At 70.3% G+C, this 16,537-nt stretch carries 16 protein-coding genes; 15 read left to right on the top strand and 1 reads right to left on the bottom strand.

Annotated features, from left to right (window positions below; translation table 11 throughout):
* Positions 1–63: 63 nt before the first annotated feature.
* The 4 genes from prfA (at position 64) to ACSMXW_RS26335 (ending at position 3,472) form a co-directional block, all read left to right on the top strand.
* A complete protein-coding gene (gene prfA, locus ACSMXW_RS26320; protein ID WP_485799878.1) occupies positions 64–1,131 on the top strand; it encodes a peptide chain release factor 1 in 1,068 nt (355 codons plus the stop codon).
* Positions 1,132–1,193: 62 nt separating this feature from the next.
* Positions 1,194–2,093, top strand: a complete 900-nt coding sequence (prmC, locus tag ACSMXW_RS26325; RefSeq protein WP_485799879.1) for a peptide chain release factor N(5)-glutamine methyltransferase — start codon at positions 1,194–1,196, stop codon at positions 2,091–2,093.
* A gap of 75 nt (positions 2,094–2,168) precedes the next feature.
* Positions 2,169–2,816 carry an L-threonylcarbamoyladenylate synthase gene (locus tag ACSMXW_RS26330; RefSeq protein WP_485799880.1) on the top strand — a complete coding sequence of 216 codons (648 nt, stop codon included), beginning with the start codon at positions 2,169–2,171 and terminating at the stop codon, positions 2,814–2,816.
* The gene (locus tag ACSMXW_RS26335; RefSeq protein ID WP_485799881.1) at positions 2,813–3,472 is read left to right on the top strand and encodes an arsenate reductase/protein-tyrosine-phosphatase family protein; all 660 of its coding nucleotides are present in this window, start codon (positions 2,813–2,815) and stop codon (positions 3,470–3,472) included. The genes ACSMXW_RS26330 and ACSMXW_RS26335 overlap by 4 nt, the downstream gene beginning before the upstream one ends.
* Positions 3,473–3,848: 376 nt before the next feature.
* Here ACSMXW_RS26335 and ACSMXW_RS26340 read toward each other — a convergent pair whose 3' ends face one another.
* Positions 3,849–4,742, bottom strand: a complete 894-nt coding sequence (locus ACSMXW_RS26340; RefSeq protein ID WP_485799882.1) for an IS982 family transposase — start codon at positions 4,740–4,742, stop codon at positions 3,849–3,851.
* A gap of 247 nt (positions 4,743–4,989) precedes the next feature.
* Between ACSMXW_RS26340 and ACSMXW_RS26345 the strand changes: the two genes are divergently transcribed.
* The 11 genes from ACSMXW_RS26345 to ACSMXW_RS26395 all read left to right on the top strand — a co-directional run bounded on the left by ACSMXW_RS26345 (position 4,990) and on the right by ACSMXW_RS26395 (position 16,491).
* Positions 4,990–6,252 carry a serine hydroxymethyltransferase gene (locus ACSMXW_RS26345; protein WP_485799883.1) on the top strand — a complete coding sequence of 421 codons (1,263 nt, stop codon included), beginning with the start codon at positions 4,990–4,992 and terminating at the stop codon, positions 6,250–6,252.
* A gap of 372 nt (positions 6,253–6,624) precedes the next feature.
* The gene (locus tag ACSMXW_RS26350) at positions 6,625–8,220 is read left to right on the top strand and encodes an MraY family glycosyltransferase (protein WP_485799884.1); all 1,596 of its coding nucleotides are present in this window, start codon (positions 6,625–6,627) and stop codon (positions 8,218–8,220) included.
* Between the two features lie 315 nt (positions 8,221–8,535).
* Positions 8,536–8,991 (top strand): Cg1360 family ATP-synthase-associated protein, encoded by a 456-nt coding sequence (locus ACSMXW_RS26355; RefSeq protein WP_485799885.1) that lies wholly within the window; start codon positions 8,536–8,538, stop codon positions 8,989–8,991.
* Positions 8,992–9,288: 297 nt separating this feature from the next.
* Positions 9,289–10,095 (top strand): F0F1 ATP synthase subunit A, encoded by an 807-nt coding sequence (gene atpB, locus ACSMXW_RS26360; protein ID WP_485799886.1) that lies wholly within the window; start codon positions 9,289–9,291, stop codon positions 10,093–10,095.
* A 77-nt stretch (positions 10,096–10,172) separates the two neighbouring features.
* Positions 10,173–10,418, top strand: coding sequence for an ATP synthase F0 subunit C (gene atpE / locus ACSMXW_RS26365; protein WP_485799887.1), 246 nt, complete (start codon positions 10,173–10,175; stop codon positions 10,416–10,418).
* A 41-nt stretch (positions 10,419–10,459) separates the two neighbouring features.
* Entirely contained in the window at positions 10,460–11,008 is a 549-nt protein-coding gene (locus ACSMXW_RS26370; RefSeq protein WP_485799888.1) for a F0F1 ATP synthase subunit B, read from the top strand.
* Positions 11,005–11,820, top strand: coding sequence for a F0F1 ATP synthase subunit delta (locus ACSMXW_RS26375; protein ID WP_485799889.1), 816 nt, complete (start codon positions 11,005–11,007; stop codon positions 11,818–11,820). Before ACSMXW_RS26370 ends, ACSMXW_RS26375 begins: the two co-directional genes overlap by 4 nt.
* 128 nt (positions 11,821–11,948) lie before the next feature.
* The gene (gene atpA, locus ACSMXW_RS26380; protein WP_485799890.1) at positions 11,949–13,541 is read left to right on the top strand and encodes a F0F1 ATP synthase subunit alpha; all 1,593 of its coding nucleotides are present in this window, start codon (positions 11,949–11,951) and stop codon (positions 13,539–13,541) included.
* Positions 13,542–13,561: 20 nt separating this feature from the next.
* A complete protein-coding gene (locus ACSMXW_RS26385) occupies positions 13,562–14,521 on the top strand; it encodes a F0F1 ATP synthase subunit gamma (RefSeq protein WP_485799891.1) in 960 nt (319 codons plus the stop codon).
* Positions 14,521–15,963, top strand: a complete 1,443-nt coding sequence (gene atpD, locus ACSMXW_RS26390) for a F0F1 ATP synthase subunit beta (protein ID WP_485799892.1) — start codon at positions 14,521–14,523, stop codon at positions 15,961–15,963. Before ACSMXW_RS26385 ends, atpD begins: the two co-directional genes overlap by 1 nt.
* A 153-nt stretch (positions 15,964–16,116) precedes the next feature.
* Positions 16,117–16,491 (top strand): F0F1 ATP synthase subunit epsilon, encoded by a 375-nt coding sequence (locus ACSMXW_RS26395; protein WP_485799893.1) that lies wholly within the window; start codon positions 16,117–16,119, stop codon positions 16,489–16,491.
* Positions 16,492–16,537 lie beyond the last annotated feature (46 nt).

Consider the following 16,537-nt stretch of genomic DNA (forward strand, 5'->3'; position numbering starts at 1 on the left):
CTCATGCCCCTCAGTACGCCCCCGTCACCGGGCGTACGCGTCGCCAGATCAGGAGCCCTTCAGATGTTCGAGGCGGTCGAGGAACTCATCGGCGAACACGCCGACCTGGAGAAACAGCTCGCCGACCCCGCCGTCCACGCCGACCAGGCGGGCGCGCGCAAGCTCAACAAGCGCTACGCCGAGCTGACCCCGATCGTCGCCGCCTACCGCGACTGGAAGCGGGCCGGCGAGGACATCGAGACCGCGCGGGAGCTGGCCGCCGAGGACCCCGACTTCGCCGCCGAGGTGCGCGACCTCGAACAGCAGCGCGACGCTCTCACCGAGCGGCTCCGGATGCTGCTCGTGCCCCGCGACCCCAGCGACGACAAGGACGTCATCCTGGAGATCAAGGCCGGCGCCGGCGGTGACGAGTCCGCGCTGTTCGCCGGCGACCTGCTGCGGATGTACCTGCGGTACGCCGAGCGGGTCGGCTGGAAGACCGAGATCATCGACTCGACCGAGTCCGAGCTGGGCGGCTACAAGGACGTCCAGGTCGCCGTGAAGAGCCGCGGCGCCGTCGAGCCGGGCCACGGCGTCTGGGCGCGGCTGAAGTACGAGGGCGGGGTGCACCGGGTGCAGCGGGTGCCCGCGACGGAGTCCCAGGGCCGTATCCACACCTCCGCGGCCGGGGTGCTGGTCACCCCGGAGGCCGAGGAGATCGACATCGAGATCAACCCGAACGACCTCCGGATCGACGTCTACCGCTCCTCGGGCCCCGGCGGCCAGTCCGTGAACACCACCGACTCCGCCGTGCGCATCACCCACCTGCCCACCGGCGTCGTCGCCTCCTGCCAGAACGAGAAGAGCCAGCTCCAGAACAAGGAGCAGGCGATGCGTATCCTGCGCTCCAGGCTCCTCGCGGCGGCCCAGGAGGAGGCGGAGTCCAAGGCCGCGGACGCCCGGCGCAGCCAGGTCCGCACCGTCGACCGCTCCGAGAAGATCCGCACCTACAACTTCCCGGAGAACCGCATTTCGGACCACCGCGTGGGCTTCAAGGCGTACAACTTGGACCAGGTGCTCGACGGCGAGCTCGACGCCGTCATCCAGGCGTGCGTCGACGCGGACTCCGCGGCCAAGCTGGCGGCCGCGTAACCGGGAGCCCGCGCCGCCCCGCGCACCCGCACCACGAACGGCTCAGTCCCGAAAGGACCAGCGTGCAGCCTCATCCTGGGGAGCGACCCCCCAACCCGCGCAGCGTGCTGCTCGCGGAGGTGGCCCAGGCCACCCAGCGGCTGGCCGACGCCGGCGTGCCCTCGCCGCGCAACGACGCCGAGGAACTCGCCGCGTTCGTGCACGGCGTCAAGCGGGGCGAGCTGCACACCGTCAAGGACGCCGACTTCGACGCCCGCTACTGGGAGGCCGTGGCGCGCCGCGAGGCCCGCGAGCCGCTCCAGCACATCACCGGGCTCGCCTACTTCCGGTACCTGGAACTCCAGGTCGGCCCCGGGGTCTTCGTACCGCGGCCGGAGACCGAGTCCGTGGTCGACTGGGCCATAGCCGCGGTGCGCGCCATGGACGTCGTGGAGCCGCTCATCGTCGACCTGTGCACCGGTTCGGGGGCGATCGCCCTCGCCATGGCGCAGGAGGTGCCCCGCTCCCGGGTGCACGCCGTGGAGCTGTCCGAGGAGGCCCTGGCCTGGGCCCGCAGGAACGCCCGGCACGCGGACCAGGCCGCCGGCTCCCGGGTCACCATCCACCACGGCGACGCCCGCACCGCGCTGCCCGAGCTCAACGGCCAGGTCGACCTGGTCGTGTCGAACCCTCCCTACATTCCGCTCACGGAGTGGGAGTATGTGGCCCCGGAGGCCCGCGACCACGACCCCGAGCTCGCCCTCTTCTCCGGTGAGGACGGTCTCGACACCATCCGCGGCATCGTGCGCACCGCCCAGCGGCTGCTGCGGCCCGGCGGCATCGTCGTCGTCGAGCACGCCGACACGCAGGGCGGGCAGGTGCCGTGGCTCTTCAGCGAGGAGGCAGGGTGGGCGGACGCGGCCGACCACCCCGACCTGAACAACCGCCCGCGCTTCGCGACGGCACGCAAGGCGCTGCCGTGACCCCCCGCAACCCCACCCCGACCGTCACCCCCACACTCACCCCCAGAGCCCGTAAGTGCACGAGGAGGCCCGCCCATGGCACGGCGCTACGACACCAATGACGCGACCGACCGCACCACCGGTCTCCGGGAGGCCGCGTCCGCCGTCCGCCGTGGCGAGCTGGTCGTGCTGCCCACCGACACCGTCTACGGCGTCGGCGCCGACGCCTTCAGCGCGGAGGCCGTCGGCGACCTCCTGCAGGCCAAGGGGCGCGGCCGGAACATGCCCAGTCCCGTCCTGATCGGCTCCCCGAACACGCTGCACGGCATCGTCACCGACTTCTCCGAGACGGCCTGGGAGCTCGTCGACGCCTTCTGGCCGGGGGCGCTCACCCTGGTCGCCCGGCACCAGCCGTCGCTCCAGTGGGACCTGGGGGAGACCCGCGGCACGGTCGCCGTGCGGATGCCGCTGCACCCGGTCGCCATCGAGCTCCTGGGCGAGACCGGGCCGATGGCGGTGACCTCGGCCAACCTCACGGGGCACCCCGCGCCGGAGACCTGCGACGCCGCGCAGGACATGCTCGGCGACTCCGTCTCCGTCTACCTGGACGGCGGTCCGACGCCGGGCATCGTGCCGTCCTCCATCGTCGACGTCACCGGGAAGGTACCGGTGCTGCTCCGTGCCGGCGCGCTCGACGCGGACGAGCTCCGCAAGGTCGTACCCGACCTTGAGGTGGCCAATTGACGACACCCCGTCCTGATGACGTGCGTGGCATAGGTACCGGCGACACCTTCAGGATCCTCCACGTCAGCACCGGCAACGTCTGCCGCTCGCCGATCACCGAGCGGCTGACCCGCCATGCCCTGGCGGGCCGGCTCGGCGCGCCCGCGTGCGGCTATGCGGCGGACGTCCCGATCGGGGGCCTGATCGTGGAGAGCGCCGGCACGTGGGGCCACGAGGGGGCGCCGATGGAGGCGCACGCCGAGACGGTGCTCGCCGACTTCGGGGCGGACCCCGGCGGCTTCGTCGGGCGTGAACTGCTGGACGAGCACGTCATCCGGGCGGACCTGGTGCTCACCGCGACCCGGGACCACCGGGCGCAGGTCATCTCGATGGGCCACTCCGCGGGCCTGCGCACCTTCACCCTGAAGGAGTTCACCCGCCTGGTGCGGGCCATAGACCCCGCGACACTGCCCGATCCCGTGGACGAGGGCGTGGTGGAACGGGCGCGTGCGCTGGTGCGCGCCGCGGCGGCGCTGCGGGGGTGGCTGCTCGCGCCCAGCGCGGAGGCGGACGAGGTCTACGACCCGTACGGGGCGCCGTTGCCCTTCTTCCGCTCCGTCGGAGAGGAGATCCAGCAGGCGCTGGAGCCGGTTCTGGTCGCCCTCACGGGCAAGTAGCGCCCCGTCCGGGGCGCGGGGACCCGCGAACGCGCACCCCCACCGGCCGGTGGCCCGGGCGGTTCCGGGTGCCCTTTTGGGGTGGTGGCGATCCGGTGGTCTCGTCGTGGTTGGTCGCGCAGTTCCCCGCGCCCCTTTTCGGGGCGGGCCCTTACGTGGGGCTGGGCCCCGGTCCGCCTCAAGGGTTGTGGGGGCCACGCGCGTGACCTGCCACCGGCCGGTGGCCCGGGCGGTTCCGGGTGCCCTTTTGGGGTGGTGGTGATCCGGTGGTCTCGTCGTGGTTGGTCGCGCAGTTCCCCGCGCCCCTTTTCGGGGCGGGCCCTTACGTGGGGCTGGGCCCCGGTCCACCTAGACGAGTAAGTCCGAAGGCTTTGGTTCAGTGGTCGTAGGCGGTCAGTGAGCGTGTGATGGGTCGGCCTGTGTTGCGGTTGTGCCAGATCGCGGCTGTCATCGCCAGGATGCGTTGTCCGACGCGGGCGAGGACTCCGGCAGGGGTTCTCGCCCTGTGGCGTTCGAGGTCGAGTTGGCCTTTGAGGGTGTCGTTGACCGACTCGATGAGCTGGCGGATGGGCTTGAGCAGGTGTTCGCCGGGGCGGGGCTTGAGGTTGCGGTAACTCGGCCGCAGTAGGGTCATTCCGCGCGCGGCCATGAAGGCGTCGAGATCCTTCGACACGTAGCCCTTGTCGCCGACGATCGTCTGCCCCGGGTGTGTGGCCTGCAGATCCTGGTCGCCCGTGATCATGTCGACCAGCACCTCGCGTTCGTCGACTTTCGGGTTGGCCAGGGCCCAGGCGATCGGCAGCCCGCCGGGGGTGCACATCAGGTGGAGCCGCAGGCCCCAGAAGAACCGGGAGTGGGAGGGGCAGTAGCCGTATCCGGCCCAGCCGGCCAGGTCGGAGCGTTTGACGGTGGGCCGTGAGCGGGCGCACTCGACGGGTGTGGAGTCCACGATCCACACGTCGTCGTGCCACAGGTCGGTGTCTCGGGCGAAGGTGCGGATGAATCGGCTGATCAGTGTGTTCGCGGCCCGCAGGCGCTTGTTGTAGCCGGACTGCCCGGGCAGGTAGGGGAACTCGGCGGCCAGGTGGGCGCGGGCGAAACGCAGCCAGCGGGCTTCGGAGACGAATCCGAGCAGGGCCTGCATCACCGCCAGCGTCAACAGCTCTGCATCACTCAGCCTCGGCGGACGGCCCCATCGGCGCGATCCCACCAGAGAGTCGTCGATCTTCACGTACAGTGCAGTCGCGAGGGTTTCGAGGTCTGTCGTCACAAACGGACCAACGAGACCCTCGCTTCATGCACCCGGCCCCTTTGGACTTACTCGTCTAGGGGCGCGGGGAACTGCGCGACCGGCCCGCCACGGCCGGTGGTCCGGAGGCGGCCGGAACCGCCCCCTTCGGGTGGTGGCGGCCCGCAGGGGCGCGTGGGGCGCAGTCCCTCGCGCCCCTGGCACGCCGGGGTGCGCCGAACGGGTGGTTGGGCGGGACAACCTGTGCACGCAGCATTACGGTACGTACATGCCCAGCCGTTCCGCCGCGGCGGAAGCACCCGCCGACCTCGCCCTGCTGCGCCGGCAGGACCCCGAGATGGCCGAGGTCCTCGCGGCCGAGGGCGACCGCCAGGCCTCGGCGCTCCAGCTGATCGCCGCCGAGAACTTCACCTCGCGAGCCGTGCTCGCGACCCTCGCCTCACCGCTCGCCAACAAGTACGCCGAGGGCTACCCGGGCGCCCGCCACCACGGCGGCTGCGAGCTGGCCGACGCCGCGGAGCGGATCGCGACCGAGCGGGCCGAGCGCCTCTTCGGCGCCGCCCACGCGAACGTGCAGCCGCACTCCGGCTCCTCCGCGGTCCTCGCGGCCTACGCGGCCCTGCTGCGCCCCGGCGACACCGTCCTGGCCATGGGCCTGCCGTTCGGCGGCCACCTCACGCACGGCTCCCCGGCGAACTTCTCCGGCCGCTGGTTCGACTTCGTCGGCTACGGCGTCGGCGCCGAGAGCGGCCGTATCGACTACGAGCAGGTCAGGGCGCTGGCGCGGGCCCGCCGCCCGAAGGCGATCGTGTGCGGCTCGATCGCCTACCCGCGGCACATCGACTACGCCGCGTTCCGCGCCATCGCCGACGAGGCCGGCGCCTACCTGATCGCGGACGCCGCGCACCCCATCGGCCTGGTGGCCGGCGGCGCCGCGCCCAGCCCCGTCCCGTACGCGGACGTCGTCTGCGCCACCACCCACAAGGTGCTGCGCGGCCCCCGCGGCGGCATGGTGCTGTGCGGGCCCGAGCTGGCCGAGCGGATCGACCGCGCGGTGTTCCCGTTCACCCAGAGCGGCGCCCAGATGCACACCATCGCCGCCAAAGCGGTGGCGTTCGGCGAGGCCGCCACCGAGGAGTTCCGCGGCTACGCCCACCAGGTCGTCGCCAACGCCCGCGCACTGGCCGAGGCGCTGGCCGCGGAGGGCCTGCTGATCACCACGGGCGGCACGGACACCCACCTGCTGACCGCCGACCCGGCCCCGCTGGGCGCCGAGGGCCGCACAGCCCGCGGCCGGCTCGGTGCCGCGGCGATCGTGCTGGACAGCTGCCCGCTGCCGCACGGCGACGCCCGCGGCATCAGGCTCGGCACCGCGGCCGTCACCACCCAGGGCATGCGGGAGTCGGAGATGGCCCGCATCGCGGAGCTGATCGGCGCCGTGCTGCGCGGGGCGCTCGACGCCCCCACGGCCCGTCGCAAGGTGCAGGTCCTCACCAGCGCTTTTCCGCCGTATCCTGCCCCGGACAGCTAGCGGCACCGCCGGCAGGGGACGACCGGGCCCGGCGCGGCCCGAGAGCGCCCGGCAGCCGTCCCGGGCAGCCACGGCGGGCACCAGGGAGGTTCGGTGACCCGTCCGGCCGGCCGGCCGCTCGGGCGAGGGCGCCCGGTGGCCCCGGGACGGCATCCCATTGAGCTCCGGTGGGCCCCGGTGGGCCCCGGTGGGGCCGGGGACAGCGCCTCCGCGGCGTCCCCGGCAGAGGCTCGGGGACGGCGTCCCGGGGCCTCGGTGACGCGGCTCTCAGCCGCACATGGAACCATCGTCGCCACCCGTAAGTCCTCACACGTGACGTCGCGAAGCTAGGGTGTGGGGCTGAGATGGCCAGCGATACCTGTGGGGAAGCCCGTGCGTGAATACCTGCTGACGCTCTGCATCACGGCCGCGGTGACGTACCTGCTGACCGGCCCGGTGCGGAAGTTCGCGATCGTGGCCGGGGCGATGCCCGAGATCCGGGCGCGTGACGTGCACCGTGAGCCGACGCCGCGCCTCGGCGGTATCGCGATGTTCTTCGGGCTCTGCGCGGGCCTGCTGGTCGCCGACCACCTGCCCAACCTGAACGAGGTGTTCGCGAACTCCAGCGAGCCGCGTGCGCTGCTCTCCGGCGCCGGGCTGATCTGGATCATCGGCGTCCTGGACGACAAGTTCGAGATCGACGCCCTGATCAAGCTGGGCGGACAGATGATCGCCGCGGGCGTCATGGTGGTCCAGGGCCTGACGATCCTGTGGCTGCCGGTGCCGGGCGTCGGCCTGGTGGCGCTCACCCAGTGGCAGGGCACCCTGCTCACCGTCGCGCTCGTCGTGATCACCATCAACGCCGTGAACTTCGTCGACGGCCTGGACGGCCTGGCGGCCGGCATGGTGTGCATCGCGGCCACCGCGTTCTTTATGTACGGCTACCGGATCTGGTACGGCTACGGCCTGGAGGACGCCGCCCCCGCCACGCTCTTCGCGGCCATCCTGATGGGCATCTGCCTGGGCTTCCTGCCGCACAACATGCACCCGGCGCGGATCTTCATGGGCGACTCGGGCTCGATGCTGATCGGCCTCGTGCTGGCCGCCGGCGCCATCTCCATCACCGGCCAGGTGGACCCGGACGCGATGAAGCTCTTCTCCGGCTCCGAGCGGGCCACCGTGCACCAGATGGTGCCCGCCTACATCCCGCTGCTGCTGCCGCTGACGATCATCGCGGTGCCCGCGGCCGACCTGGTGCTGGCCGTCGTGCGCAGGACCTGGCGCGGCCAGTCGCCGTTCGCGGCGGACCGCGGCCACCTCCACCACCGGCTGCTGGAGATCGGGCACTCGCAGAGCCGGGCCGTGGGGATCATGTACTTCTGGTCGGCGCTGATCGCCTTCGGGGCGCTGGCGTACTCGGTCAACTCCGCCTCGATGTGGATCGTGCTGGCCATCGTCGCGCTGAGCGCGGTGGGCCTGGTGCTGCTCCTGCTGCCGCGGTTCACGCCGCGGGTGCCGGTGTGGGCCGAGCGCGTGGTGCCGCCGCGGTACCGCAGGAGCCGGGCCGCGTCCGCCCTGCCGGGCGAGGGCGCCGACGCCGCCGGCGCGGGCGCCGGCCCCGCGGGCACCGGTCCGGGCGCGGACGGGGGGGCCGGCGCGGACCGCACCGAGGACCCGGACACCCTGGCCGGTGACGGGCGGGGAGAGCCCGCAGAGGCCCGCCAAACAGCGGCAGGTCGGGGCGAATCGGGCGAATCGGGCGATTCGGTCGACTGTCTTGAGTTTGTCGATAATGCTCAAAGTGGTGTGATCGGTACTAAAGTTGAGCAGAACGGCACGGCGGCTGCCGTCGCGGAGCCTGCGGTGGCCACCCGTTCCACGACCGGTACGGGCGCATCCGGGACCGCAGGAGTCAACGGCGCGACGGCAATTGACCATCATCATGGCGGGCGCTTTCTGGATCCCAGGGGTGCCGGAACCTCACGCTGAGGGTCCGACAGTAGGCGATCGGCGCCTGGCAAAAGCGTTCAAACTCAGTCAAGTTGAGTCCCGCCCCTGCACAGACGGGCAGCTTCGATCTCATGTGTGACGGCGACCACACCGAATAGGTAAAGCTCTCATCAAATAGTTTGTGATACCGTTCACTACCACCAGGTGAAGAGCCGAAAGACCTTGTGCAGGACGGTCTTCCGGCCTGAGGCGCACAAGCCTCCTGGCGCTAGCCTCTGATCAACGCGGACCGTTGACGAGTCGCCGTCAGTCACCGTGTACAACCCGCCCCCAACTCCCGCTGGAGCTGCCCGCATGCAGTCCAACGACGCCCGGATTCTCCGGGGCTCCGCGCTGGTCGCCGCCCCCTTGGGAATCGTCGCCACCGTGGTCAGCGCGTTCCTCGCAGGCGAAAAGGGCCTGGTAGGCGGGCTGGTGGCGCTGGCAGTGGTCGCCGTCTTCTTCGGTCTGGGGTCGTATGCGCTGATGCGCATCACCCAGGACAAGCCGCAGGTGGCAATGACGGCCGGGCTGCTGGTCTACACCGTGCAGATCCTGCTCATCGGTGTGTTCATCGTCGCCTTCGAGGACGCCGACTTCTTCAACGGCCGGGCCTTCGGCCTCAGCCTGCTGGTCACCGCCCTGGCCTGGGTGGGCGGCCAGGTCAAGCACAGCCTCACCAGCAGGATGCTCTACGTCCAGCCTGAGCCCTCCGTGGTCACCAAGGAGGCGGCGGACGCGGTAGGCGCGGAGTCCCGCGATGCGGCGTAAGGGCTGCGTTAAGACGCTCGATGCCGATCTGCTATCGTCCGGAATCGCTTCCGCCTGCGGGGATTCACCCCGGTCATGGGTCACGGCAGGGCTAAGCCCCCGAGGCCCCCGGCGAATCCGGACGTACGGCTGTGGCCGAGGTGCGGCAGCCCGGACGACCGGTCCCCGGCGGATGCTCCCCGTGGACTGCGGCGGCACCGCCCCACCCCCACGTCCTCAGTGCCGAACAGCGGCCCCACCAGCCGCTCAGACACACAAGATTGCCGTTACCTATGCGTCACGACGAAGGAGTCACGGGTGAGTGCCCACACGCTGCTCGCTGAGCCTGGATGCCATATCCGGCAAGACTGCGCATTCCCCGCCCCTGGCCTCCACTCGTTCGACTTCAAGCCGATCTTCAGCGTCGCCGGCTTCGACTTCACCAAGCCGATGCTGCTCGCGCTCATCTGCGTGGTCCTGGTGGTCGGCTTCTTCTGGGTGGCTTTCAGCAAGCCCAAGCTCGTTCCCGGGAAATGGCAGCTGGCCGGCGAGATCGGCTACAACTTCATCGCCCGCAGCATCGCCCGCGAAGTGATCGGCAAGAAGGGCGACAAGTACGTTCCGTTCCTCACGTCGATCTTCTTCTTCGTGTGGGTCATGAACATCATGTCGATCATCCCGCTGGCGCAGTTCCCGGCCACCTCGCGCTTCGCGTTCCCGGTCGCGCTCGCGGCACTGGTCTTCATCACCTACATGTTCCTGACGTTCAAGACGCACGGCTTCCGCGGCGGCGTCAAGAACCTGGTCTGGATCGACGGCCTGCCCAAGCCCCTCATCCCGCTGATCGTGCTGCTGGAGTTCATCCAGAACGTGATCACCCGGCCGTTCACCCTCGCGGTACGGCTGTGGGCCAACATGTTCGCAGGACACCTGCTGATCGTGCTGTTCAGCATCGCGAGCTGGTACCTGCTGACCCCCACCTTCCTGACTGCCGTGGCCGGCGGCTCGTTCCTGCTGGCGGCCTTCATGACCGCCTTCGAGCTGCTGATCCAGTTCCTGCAGGCGTACATCTTCACGCTCCTCGCCTCGATCTACATCAGTGGAGCGCTCGAAGAGGGTCACTGACCCGACACCGCACTTCCCCGTCCAGACCTCCACTGGGAAGCCCCCCAGTGGACCGCATCGCATAGGAAGACAGATAAATGTCGCCCGACCTCGTTAACTTCGCCGCCGCCTCCGTCGCGGGCCGCCTGGGCGCGGTCGCCTACGGTCTCGCCGCCATCGGCCCCGGCGTCGGCATCGGCCTGGTCTTCGGTCACTCCATCGAGGCCATGGCCCGCCAGCCCGAGGCCATGCCGATCATCCGCACGAACATGTTCCTCGGCTTCGCCCTCTGTGAGGTGCTCGCGCTGCTCGGTCTGGTCGTGCCCTTCGTTTTCCAGTCGTGAGCCGTTACCGCCGGTAGCCGCACCCGACGAAAGGTTCGGACATGTTGCACATCCTGGCGCAGGAGACCCAGAACCCTCTCCTGCCCGAGACCACAGAACTAGTCGTCGGCCTGCTCTGCTTCTTCATCGTCTTCGGCATCCTCGGCAAGAAGCTCCTGCCGAACATCCAGAAGACCCTGGCAGAGCGCCACGACGCGATCGAGGGTGGCCTGGAGCGGGCGGCGCAGGCACAGGCCGAGGCCACCCGCACGCTTGAGGAGTACCGGGCACAGCTCGCCGAGGCGCGCCACGAGGCCGCGCGGATCCTGGAGCAGGCCCGCGAGCAGGGTGCGGTGATCATCTCGGAGATGCGCGAGGAGGGCCAGCGCCAGCGGGAGTCGATCATCGAGGCCGGCCACGCGCAGATCGAGGCGGACCGCCGCCAGGTGGCCGTCCAGCTGCGCCAGGAGGTCGGCCGGCTCGCCACCGAGCTCGCCAGCCGTGTCGTCGGTGAGTCCCTGGAGGACACCGCACGTCAGAGCCGTGTGGTCGACCGCTTCCTGGACGAGCTCGACGCCAAGGCCGAGCAGACGCAGGGCGCCGCCACGTGAGCAACGCCACGCGTCAGTCGAACGCAGCAGCCCGTGAGCGCCTGGAGGCGCTGACCGACCACAGCGCGGTCGACACCTCCGCCCTCGCCGAGGACCTGCTGGCCGTGAGCGATCTGCTCGACCGTGAGGCCGGGCTGCGCGGCACCCTCACCGACCCCGGCATCGAGGGGCAGCGCAAGGCCGACCTGGTTGCGGCGCTCTTCGACGGCAGGATCGGCGCCGAGGCGCTCGACCTGGTGTCGGGCCTGGTGCGATCCCGCTGGTCGGTGCCGCGCGACCTCGCCGACACCTGCGAGCAGCTCGCCTTCCTCGCCGTGATCATCGGCGCGGAACGGGCCGGGGTGCTGGACGAGACCGAGGACGAGCTGTTCCGGTTCGGCCGCATCGTCTCCAGCGCCGGCGATCTCCGTGCCGCGCTCGCCGACCGTGGCGCCCCCGCCGAGGCCAAGGCCCGGCTGCTGCACGCACTGCTGGACGGCAGGGCCAACGAGTACACCGAGCGGCTCGTCGCCCGTCTTGTGACCCAGCCGCGGGGACGTAGCCTGGATGCAGGGCTCGATGCCCTGACCAAGCTCGCCGCTGCGCGCCGTAACCGCGTGGTCGCAGTCGTGGTCTCCGCGGTACCGCTGAGCGACACGCAGAAGCGGCGTCTCGGAGAGGCACTGGCCAAGATCTACGGCCGGCAGGTGCATCTGAACCTCGACGTGGACCCCGAGGTCCTCGGCGGGGTCTCGGTGCGCATCGGAGACGAGGTCATCAACGGGACCATCGCGGACCGCCTGGACGAGGCGTCCCGCCGGATGGCCGGCTGACACGAGCGCAGCCGCCACCGAAGAGAAAGCAGAAGAGCGGCCCTGGTTGGGCCGTAGCGCAGTGATATCTGGGGGGATCCCCCCAGACCCCCAGACGTCGGGCCCAACAAGGAGAGCAGGAAACTCAGATGGCGGAGCTTACGATCCGGCCGGAGGAGATCCGGGACGCGCTGGAGAACTTCGTCCAGTCGTACCAGCCGGACGCGGCCTCCCGCGAGGAGGTCGGGACCGTCACCGAGGCCGGTGACGGCATCGCCAAGGTCGAGGGACTGCCCTCGGCCATGGCCAACGAACTGCTGAGGTTCGAGGACGGCACCCTCGGCCTCGCGCTCAACCTCGAAGAGCGCGAGATCGGTGCGATCGTCCTCGGCGAGTTCGGCGGCATCGAGGAGGGCCAGCCGGTCAGCCGCACCGGCGAGGTGCTCTCCGTCCCCGTGGGCGAGGGCTACCTCGGCCGCGTGGTCGACCCGCTCGGCAACCCGATCGACGGCCTCGGGGAGATCCAGTCCGAGAGCCGCCGCCCCCTTGAGCTGCAGGCACCCTCCGTGATGCAGCGCAAGTCGGTGCACGAGCCGATGGAGACGGGCTACAAGGCCGTCGACACCATGACCCCGATCGGCCGCGGCCAGCGCCAGCTGATCATCGGCGACCGCCAGACCGGCAAGACCGCCCTGGCCGTCGACACGATCATCAACCAGCGCGACAACTGGCGCTCCGGCGACCCGAAGAAGCAGGTCCGCTGCATCTACGTCGCCATCGGCCAGAAGGGCTCGACCGTGGCGTCCGTGCGCGGCGCCCTGGAAGAGGCCGGCGCGCTGGAGTTCACCACCATCGTCGCCGCCCCGGCGTCGGACCCGGCGGGCTTCAAGTACCTGGCGCCCTACACCGGCTCCGCCATCGGCCAGCACTGGATGTACCAGGGCAAGCACGTCCTGATCATCTTCGACGACCTGTCCAAGCAGGCCGACGCCTACCGCGCGGTCTCCCTGCTGCTGCGCCGCCCGCCGGGCCGCGAGGCCTACCCGGGTGACGTCTTCTACCTGCACTCCCGGCTGCTGGAGCGCTGCGCCAAGCTCTCCGACGACATGGGTGCCGGCTCGATGACCGGCCTGCCGATCGTCGAGACCAAGGCCAACGACGTCTCGGCGTTCATCCCGACCAACGTCATCTCCATCACCGACGGCCAGTGCTTCCTGGAGTCCGACCTGTTCAACGCGGGCGTACGCCCCGCCCTGAACGTCGGTATCTCGGTCTCCCGGGTCGGTGGCTCCGCGCAGCACAAGGCCATCCGGCAGGTCTCCGGACGGCTCCGCGTGGACCTCGCCCAGTACCGCGAGCTGGAGGCGTTCGCCGCCTTCGGCTCCGACCTGGACGCCGCGTCCAAGGCCCAGCTGGGCCGGGGCCAGCGCATGGTCGAGCTGCTGAAGCAGGCCCAGTACGCCCCGTACCCCACCGAGGACCAGGTCGTCTCCATCTGGGCCGGCACCAACGGCAAGATGGACGACGTCCCCGTCGGCGACATCCGCCGCTTCGAGCGGGAGCTGCTGGACTACCTGCACCGCGAGCACAAGCCGCTGATGACGGCCATCGTCGAGGGCGGAAAGATGTCCGACGAGACGATCCAGAAGATCTCCGAGGCGGTGGACGCGTTCAAGAAGCAGTTCGAAACCTCGGACGGCAAGCTGCTCGGCGACGACACGTCCGCTGCCGCCGCCGAGTGACGACCGAAGGGACCTGACTCATGGGAGCGCAGCTCCGGGTCTACAAGCGTCGCATCCGGTCCGTCTCCGCGACCAAGAAGATCACCCGGGCGATGGAGATGATCGCCGCCTCGCGCATCGTCAAGGCGCAGCGCAAGGTGGCGGCCTCCACCCCCTACGCGACCGAGCTCACCCGCGCGGTCACGGCGGTGGCGACCGGTTCGAACGCCAGGCATCCGCTCACCACGGAGGCGGAGCAGCCGCGCCGCGCCGCGGTCCTGCTGCTCACCAGCGACCGCGGTCTGGCCGGCGGCTACAACGCCAACGCCATCAAGGGCGCGGAGCAGCTCACGCAGCGGCTGCGCGGCGAGGGCAAGGAGGTCGTCACCTACATCGTCGGCCGCAAGGGCGTCGCCTACTTCCAGTTCCGCGAGCGCCCGATCGCCCAGTCCTGGACGGGCTTCACGGACGACCCCAGCTATGCGGACGCCAAGCAGGTCGCCGACCCGCTGATCGAGGCGATCACACAGGACACCGCCGAGGGCGGCGTCGACGAGCTGCACATCGTGTTCACGGAGTTCGTCTCCATGCTGACGCAGACGCCGGTCGACCGGCGACTGCTGCCGCTCAGCCTGGACGCGGTCAGCTCCGGGGCCATGGAGGGCGGCTCGGAGGGCGCCGGGACCGAGGGCCCGCCGCAGGCGGCGACCAAGGCCAGGCCGCTGTTCGAGTTCGAACCGTCCGCGGAGGGCGTGCTCGACGCCCTGCTGCCGCGCTACGTGGAGAGCAGGGTCTACAACGCGCTGCTGCAGTCGGCCGCCTCCAAGCACGCCGCGACCCGGCGCGCCATGAAGTCGGCGACCGACAACGCCGGAGAGCTGATCGAGACCCTCTCCCGGCTGGCCAACGCGGCCCGCCAGGCCGAAATCACCCAGGAAATCAGCGAGATCGTCGGTGGCTCCAGTGCGCTGGCCGACGCGACCGCGGGGAGTGACAAATAATGACCACCACTGTTGAGACCGCGACGGCTACGGGCCGCGTCGCCCGGGTCATCGGCCCGGTCGTCGACGTGGAGTTCCCCGTCGACGCGATGCCGGACATCTACAACGCCCTGCACGTCGAGGTGGCCGACCCGGCCCGCGAGGGCGAGCGGAAGACGCTGACCCTGGAGGTCGCCCAGCACCTGGGCGACGGCCTGGTGCGCGCCATCTCCATGCAGCCCACCGACGGCCTGGTCCGCCAGGCGCCCGTCGTGAACACCGGCGAGGGCATCACCGTGCCGGTCGGCGACTTCACCAAGGGCAAGGTGTTCAACACCGTCGGCGAGGTGCTGAACGTCCCCGAGGAGAACGCCAACATCACCACGCGGTGGCCCATCCACCGCAAGGCGCCCAGCTTCGACCAGCTGGAGTCGAAGACCGAGATGTTCGAGACGGGCATCAAGGTCATCGACCTGCTGACCCCGTATGTGCGAGGCGGCAAGATCGGCCTGTTCGGCGGCGCCGGCGTCGGCAAGACCGTGCTCATCCAGGAGATGATCTACCGCGTCGCCAACAACCACGAGGGCGTCTCCGTCTTCGCGGGCGTCGGCGAGCGCACCCGTGAGGGCAACGACCTCATCGACGAGATGACCGAGTCCGGCGTCATCGACAAGACCGCGCTGGTCTTCGGCCAGATGGACGAGCCGCCGGGCACCCGTCTGAGGGTCGCGCTGGCGGGTCTGACCATGGCGGAGTACTTCCGGGACGAGCAGCGCCAGGACGTGCTGTTCTTCATCGACAACATCTTCCGCTTCACCCAGGCCGGGTCCGAGGTCTCCACGCTGCTCGGCCGTATGCCGTCCGCGGTGGGCTACCAGCCGAACCTCGCCGACGAGATGGGCATCCTCCAGGAGCGCATCACCTCCACCCGCGGTCACTCGATCACCTCCATGCAGGCGATCTACGTGCCCGCGGACGACCTGACCGACCCGGCGCCGGCCACCACCTTCGCCCACCTGGACGCGACGACGGTGCTCTCCCGTCCGATCTCCGAGAAGGGCATCTACCCGGCGGTGGACCCGCTGGACTCCACGTCCCGCATCCTGGACCCGCGCTACATCAGCCAGGACCACTACGACGCCGCCATGCGCGTCAAGACGATCCTGCAGAAGTACAAGGACCTCCAGGACATCATCGCCATCCTCGGTATCGACGAGCTCGGCGAGGAGGACAAGCTCGTCGTGCACCGCGCCCGCCGGGTGGAGCGCTTCCTGTCGCAGAACACCCACGTCGCCGAGCAGTTCACCGGCGTCAAGGGCTCGGACGTCTCGCTCGACGAGTCGATCGCGGCGTTCAACGCGATCTGCGACGGCGAGTACGACCACTTCCCCGAGCAGGCCTTCTTCATGTGCGGCGGCATCGAGGACCTCAAGAAGAACGCCAAGGAACTCGGCGTCTCCTGACCGGTTCGTTGTGACAGGGGGCGGGCGCATCCCACGGACGATCCCGATCATCCGTGGGACTGACCCGCCCCCTGTCCTACGCCCCATCACCAGACCACTAGAATTCGAACCACACCCGGCACAACCGCCGGGTGGTGACCCGAGGAGCCACCCTTGGCCGCTGAGCTGCATGTCGAGCTGGTCGCCGCCGACCGTCAGGTCTGGTCGGGCGAGGCGACCCTGGTCGTCGCGCGCACCTCGTCCGGTGACATCGGCGTCATGCCCGGTCACCAGCCGCTGCTCGGTGTGCTGGAGTCGGGCCCGGTGACCATCCGTACCAGCGAGGGAGGGACGGTCGTCGCCGCGGTGCACGGCGGTTTCATCTCCTTCGCCGACAACAAGCTGTCGCTGCTGGCCGAGGTCGCCGAGCTGTCGGACGAGATCGACGTCCAGCGTGCGGAGCGGGCGCTGGAGCGCGCCAAGTCCGAGGCGGACGCGTCGGCCGAGCGGCGCGCCGACGTCCGGCTGCGGGCGGTGGCGGTGCGCTGACTCCCCCGGTGCACAATGCTGTGGCTCAGCCGCGGCCAGGTCCGGA

Source organism: Streptomyces sp. DSM 116793, from assembly GCF_057320905.1.

What these genes read in the sequence shown, in the direction of transcription:
- prfA (WP_485799878.1), top strand. Translation starts at nt 64, where the DNA reads ATGTTCGAGGCGGTCGAGGAACTCATCGGCGAACACGCCGACCTGGAG.
- ACSMXW_RS26330 (WP_485799880.1), top strand. Translation starts at nt 2,169, where the DNA reads ATGGCACGGCGCTACGACACCAATGACGCGACCGACCGCACCACCGGT.
- ACSMXW_RS26345 (WP_485799883.1), top strand. Translation starts at nt 4,990, where the DNA reads ATGCCCAGCCGTTCCGCCGCGGCGGAAGCACCCGCCGACCTCGCCCTG.
- ACSMXW_RS26355 (WP_485799885.1), top strand. Translation starts at nt 8,536, where the DNA reads ATGCAGTCCAACGACGCCCGGATTCTCCGGGGCTCCGCGCTGGTCGCC.
- atpE (WP_485799887.1), top strand. Translation starts at nt 10,173, where the DNA reads ATGTCGCCCGACCTCGTTAACTTCGCCGCCGCCTCCGTCGCGGGCCGC.
- ACSMXW_RS26370 (WP_485799888.1), top strand. Translation starts at nt 10,460, where the DNA reads ATGTTGCACATCCTGGCGCAGGAGACCCAGAACCCTCTCCTGCCCGAG.
- atpA (WP_485799890.1), top strand. Translation starts at nt 11,949, where the DNA reads ATGGCGGAGCTTACGATCCGGCCGGAGGAGATCCGGGACGCGCTGGAG.
- ACSMXW_RS26385 (WP_485799891.1), top strand. Translation starts at nt 13,562, where the DNA reads ATGGGAGCGCAGCTCCGGGTCTACAAGCGTCGCATCCGGTCCGTCTCC.
- atpD (WP_485799892.1), top strand. Translation starts at nt 14,521, where the DNA reads ATGACCACCACTGTTGAGACCGCGACGGCTACGGGCCGCGTCGCCCGG.